The 6,000-nt window shown below is 35.9% G+C and carries 2 protein-coding genes; both read right to left on the reverse strand.

All coding sequences use genetic code 11. From position 1 onward, the window contains the following. Nucleotides 1-72: 72 nt before the first annotated feature. Nucleotides 73-4,167 carry an immunoglobulin-like domain-containing protein gene (locus V4538_02210; GenBank protein ID MES2379826.1) on the reverse strand — a complete coding sequence of 1,365 codons (4,095 nt, stop codon included), beginning with the start codon at nucleotides 4,165-4,167 and terminating at the stop codon, nucleotides 73-75. Nucleotides 4,168-4,447: 280 nt separating this feature from the next. Continuing rightward, nucleotides 4,448-6,000 (reverse strand): immunoglobulin-like domain-containing protein (locus tag V4538_02215; GenBank protein MES2379827.1); only part of this gene is annotated, 1,553 nt, incomplete at its 5' end.

The following is a 6,000-nucleotide window of genomic DNA, read 5'->3' on the forward strand; positions in this document are numbered from 1 at the left end:
CAACTCAAATGAGTTGGCTTTTTTGTTTCTTACTAATGTTTTATTAATTCATTAGTTAAACGAACGTAATTCTTATTTGTTAATAACAAACGATTTGCTGTAAGTACCTTTTTCAGTAACAATTCTCATAAAGTACAATCCATTGCTTTGGCTACTCATGTCTAAACTTGTTTTGTCTTGAACAAAAGTGTTACCTTCTGTTTTTTGTACCAACTGTCCTGTTACTGTGTATACTTCTATACCTTGTATGGCTATGTTGTTTTTCATCTCCACATATACCATTCCTTTACTTGGTGATGGATACATGTTAAAGTAAGTCTCAAATACATTTTCGTATAAACCGGTGTTACATACTTGTTCTGATACGCTAACTTGACGAATAACAGTTACTGAGCGATTACCAGAAGGGTCTGTTACTACATAACTTATTGGATATACTCCCGGTACATCATTTTGTAAAGCTGATAAATCTCTGATTACATTGTTAGCTAAACCACTGTAGTATCTATCTTCTACTGTAAAGCCAGGCTCAACAAAATCACAGAAACGTAACATATTGGTAGGGTTAGTTCCCAATAGTTTAATAACAGGTAAGCTGTGTTTCACCACACTTACATTTCTGGTTACACTGTCTTTATTACCCACACAGTCTGTTACCACATAAGTTACCATAAAGGTTCCTAATGAATCGGTACGTAAGTTGCTTGGTGTAACTACCGTTACCAATGTGTTTATATGGCAATAGTTATCGCTCACACTCACACCAGGGTCATTAAATACTTCGTATACTTCTACCTCTTCTGTTTGGTTACCATTTAAGCTGATGCCCGGTTTAATATAATCACTCACCTCTACCGATGCTGTGAAAGTCACCGCTGCATTGCCTGATGAATCCGTTACATTATATACCACAAAGTACTGGCCTATATTGTTAGGGTTCACACCACTGTTAAAGGTTACACTTAAACTCTTATCATAATTATCTGTTGCAGTAATAATGTTCAATGGGTTGAATACAGAGTTAATCTGGTGTTTGTATACCAAACCTGCATATTTTTTGGTAATAACAGGAGCTGTCCTGTCTCTTACCTCAATAGTTCTGGTCATGGTTTTATTAAAGTTAAATGCATCTGTAATGCTATAAGTCATCGTATAATTACCTACTTTGGTTTTATTTAAATCGGTAGTTATAATTACATTGTTTCTTACATCATTACCCGTATTGTCTAAAGCAATAAAACCAGGTTCTATATAATCTGTGTTTACCTCTAAAGTTACTACTGTTGGTGGTGTTAATATTAAGATAGGTCCTGTATTGTTTAACTCAACAATGACAGTACGAACCAAGGTGTCTGATACATTACCTGAGTAATCTTTTACAAAGTATTTAACCGTGTACACCCCTAAATTGCTGGTGTCAACAGTAGAGATTGTTTCTACTCTGCCTGATACATTACCTTCTATATTATCCATAGCTAATACCCATGGGTCATTGAAGGTTTTGTTAATCTCAGTACGTAGGATATTAGTGCCATTTAAAACAATACTTGGTTTTACATTGTCTTTGTTGATAGCTACATTAAAGTCTTTAAACATACCTATTACCGAATACACTGAATTAAACTGGGTAGAGTTGGCTAAATCTGTTCCTACACGCATACGGGTAGTTCCATAGCCTTGGGTGGCTGGTATAATAATGGTATCTGTTAACTGAGCATCACCATTATTTATTTTGTTTAATATTAACTCATTGTTTTCAAAGCTGGCATTAAAGTTTAAATCTATCCATACTTTGTAATCCATATTGGTGCCTGCATTTGGTCTGTTTACAACAATAGCATATTTACCACCTCTGTTCACATTAGCCAACTGGGTTTTGGTATTGATGTATTGGTAAGTTGGTGAGGTTGGGTTTGTAAAACTTGAATCAACACTACTCAATCTTACTCTTGTAATACCCATGGTAGCATCAGCTACACTTGAGAATACGGTTCCTGCTCCCGGTGTTTGGTATGCATTTATTTGTATAAAAGCTGTTTTGGTTACTGAATCTATACCAAAATTATTGGTGGTAACCAAACGGATGGTATAAGCCACAGGGCTTGTTAAACGTACTTGTGGACTTTGACTTGTAGCACTGGTTCCATTAATAAATTGTACTGCATTAGGACTGAATACCCATTTCCATTGGGTTACACCATAAATTGACTGGTCTAATAAACGGAAGGTATCTGTGTTGAATCCTAAAAACTTATCAGCCGTAAAACGGGCTATTGGTGCTCTGTTAATGGGTAAGAAAGTAACTGTTTTTCTGATGGTATCTGAACCTACACAGTTATAAGCTACCATGCTTATCACACGAGATAAAGGGGTAGTTATCAAAAAGGTTCTGGTTGGGTTAGCTGAAGTGGAATCAAACAATCCATTACCATCTGTATCCCATGAATATTGCATCAAAGTACCTGTTGAAGTATTTACATAACTTACCGGTTGGTTTGAATAGAAGGTATCAGGAATATTAAAGTTTGCTGTTGGTTTGCCATAAGTAGCAGCTTTGGCCTCCCAACGGAAAGCAAAAGTAGCTGAATCATAGCCTGATGGAATACTTGCACTACCCGGTTTGTATTTAAAGCTTAAGCTGCTTCCACCACGGATAACAGATTGAGCTGCTGTTAAAGGTAATTGGCCGGTAGTACTGGCTCCTAACGCTCTTATACGTGGTGCACTGGTATTCGGACCATTGAATATTTCTATACTATCACCAGGTAACATTTTTATTCTTTCTACATATAAAATAACAGAATCTGCACAAGGTGCAATGGTAAAACCTGGACAACTTGGTGACCATAAACTTCTGGCATAACTGGTATAAGGACCTGATACACCATATAAGAATCCTACCTGCTCACTGCTTTGGTAAGAAGTTCCTGCACACATATTAATACCGGTAAACACTTGTATATAACCCGGTTTACAGATGGAATCGGTTCCTCTGTCATTCCAAACCCTTAAACATACCCTGAAAGTACCGGGGTCAAAAGCGGCTATACGTGGGTTACTAACAGTATTACTCGGATTAAAATAGTTAGGGAATGCATTGGGGTCGGTAGCACAGGTAGCACAAGGTGGATCAAAGCTCCATTCCCACTGGTTAGGACCATTGGTTGATAAATCAATCAATGGTGCTTCTTCACTAAAACCAAGCTTACGTTTAAAACTGATAAAATCGGCTCGGGGTTTTTGGCTTGGGGTGTCTACATAAATAAATTTAACAATAGAATCTAATAAGGAATCGCGTTTAGCATTGTTTACAGCCAATAATTTTACACGTTTTAAACCCGGTGAGGTAAAAGTATAAGTAAAGTGGTTGCTGTATTTAGCTGTATCAATATAACCTGCATAAATACCCGCTGTAGTACGGTTGTAACCGGGGTATAATGGGTTTTCATCAGGTAAATTCCAGAACACACGGCTTTGGAAACTTGAAGTGTTTAATAAAGTTTGTGGGCTGTTTATCCAAACGGTATCAGGTGTGTAAAAATTAGCAATAGGAGGTAGTAATGAGCTAGAGCCGCCTGCAATAAATGTAATACCTCCATGTAAACCACGGGGATAATTAACAGGAGTTGCCGGAGGAATACCCCCCCCCCAACTTATATTATCACCAGTTAAGATATCTACTCCTCCACCTGAAAAAACATTAACACTACCGGCTGTTAGAGTCATATAACTAACAGTAGTACCTCCAACACACATACCATATGTTGAATTTGCAGGTATAACAATTGTCAACGTATTACCTGAAATAGCAGTTACTACTCCTGTAGTAGAAAGCGTACCCGTAAATGCAGAAACCCATCCATTTTGTCCAGCACCAACAGTTCCTTGATTCCAAGTAGCCCCTGCTGACATAATAGGGGTTGGGTTATAAAGTATTTCAATGGCATTGGCAGCATTAGCACCCAAAAAACAATTAACTTCTGTAATAATTATTGGAAAGTTATTGTTGTTGCGCACATTAAATGTAATCATTGATGCTCCATTATTTTGCGTATGTGTAGTATTAATGGTTGTTTGTGCACTTACTTGAGTAGATACACAAAACAACATAACCGAAATAAGGCTAAATAAAAGTTTAAGCCGTGCATTAATGTAAAGTTTATTCATAATCATTTGTTCGTTTTAAATGTAATACGTATTACAACTTTGAAAAGTTTGTAGTTTTCGAATTTAAATTATTTTTTTTATATGTTCATTATAATGTATCTTAATATCTCCTTAAATGTAACATTTATTACTGATAAACAGGTAATAACACATAAAACCAGAAAACAAATTGGCCGTTTTTTTACACCCTATTTACAACAAAAAAGCCAACTCAAATGAGTTGGCTTTTTTGTTTCTTACTAATTGTTTTATTGATTCGCTAGTTAAACGAACGTAATTCTTATTTGTTAATAACAAATGATTTACTGTAAGTACCTTTTTCAGTAACAATTCTCATAAAGTATAAACCATTGCTTTGGCTACTCATGTCTAAACTTGTTTTGTCTTGAACAAAAGTGTTACCTTCTGTTTTTTGTACCAACTGTCCTGTTACTGTGTATACTTCTATACCTTGTATGGCTATGTTGTTTTTCATCTCCACATATACCATTCCTTTACTTGGTGATGGATACATGTTAAAGTAAGTCTCAAATACATTTTCGTATAAACCGGTGTTACATACTTGTTCTGATACGCTAACTTGACGAATAACAGTTACTGAGCGATTACCAGAAGGGTCTGTTACTACATAACTTATTGGATATACTCCCGGTACATCATTTTGTAAAGCTGATAAATCTCTGATTACATTGTTAGCTAAACCACTGTAGTATCTATCTTCTACTGTAAAGCCAGGCTCAACAAAATCACAGAAACGTAACATATTGGTAGGGTTAGTTCCCAATAGTTTAATAACAGGTAAGCTGTGTTTCACCACACTTACATTTCTGGTTACACTGTCTTTATTACCCACACAGTCTGTTACCACATAAGTTACCATAAAGGTTCCTAATGAATCGGTACGTAAGTTGCTTGGTGTAACTACCGTTACCAATGTGTTTATATGGCAATAGTTATCGCTCACACTCACACCAGGGTCATTAAATACTTCGTATACTTCTACCTCTTCTGTTTGGTTACCATTTAAGCTGATGCCCGGTTTAATATAATCACTCACCTCTACCGATGCTGTGAAAGTCACCGCTGCATTGCCTGATGAATCCGTTACATTATATACCACAAAGTACTGGCCTATATTGTTAGGGTTCACACCACTGTTAAAGGTTACACTTAAACTCTTATCATAATTATCTGTTGCAGTAATAATGTTCAATGGGTTGAATACAGAGTTAATCTGGTGTTTGTATACCAAACCTGCATATTTTTTGGTAATAACAGGAGCTGTCCTGTCTCTTACCTCAATAGTTCTGGTCATGGTTTTATTAAAGTTAAATGCATCTGTAATGCTATAAGTCATCGTATAATTACCTACTTTGGTTTTATTTAAATCGGTAGTTATAATTACATTGTTTCTTACATCATTACCCGTATTGTCTAAAGCAATAAAACCAGGTTCTATATAATCTGTGTTTACCTCTAAAGTTACTACTGTTGGTGGTGTTAATATTAAGATAGGTCCTGTATTGTTTAACTCAACAATGACAGTACGAACCAAGGTGTCTGATACATTACCTGAGTAATCTTTTACAAAGTATTTAACCGTGTACACCCCTAAATTGCTGGTGTCAACAGTAGAAATTGTTTCTACTCTGCCTGATACGTTACCTTCTATATTATCCATAGCTAATACCCAAGGGTCATTGAAAGTTTTATGGATTTCAGTGCGTAGGATATTAGTGCCATTTAAAGCAATACTTGGTTTTACATTGTCTTTATTGATAGCTACATTAAAGTCTTTAAACATACCTATTACCGAGTACACTGAATTAAACT

The organism is Bacteroidota bacterium, from assembly GCA_040388375.1.
In the GTDB taxonomy this organism is placed as follows: Bacteria; Bacteroidota; Bacteroidia; order UKL13-3; family UKL13-3; genus JAAFJM01.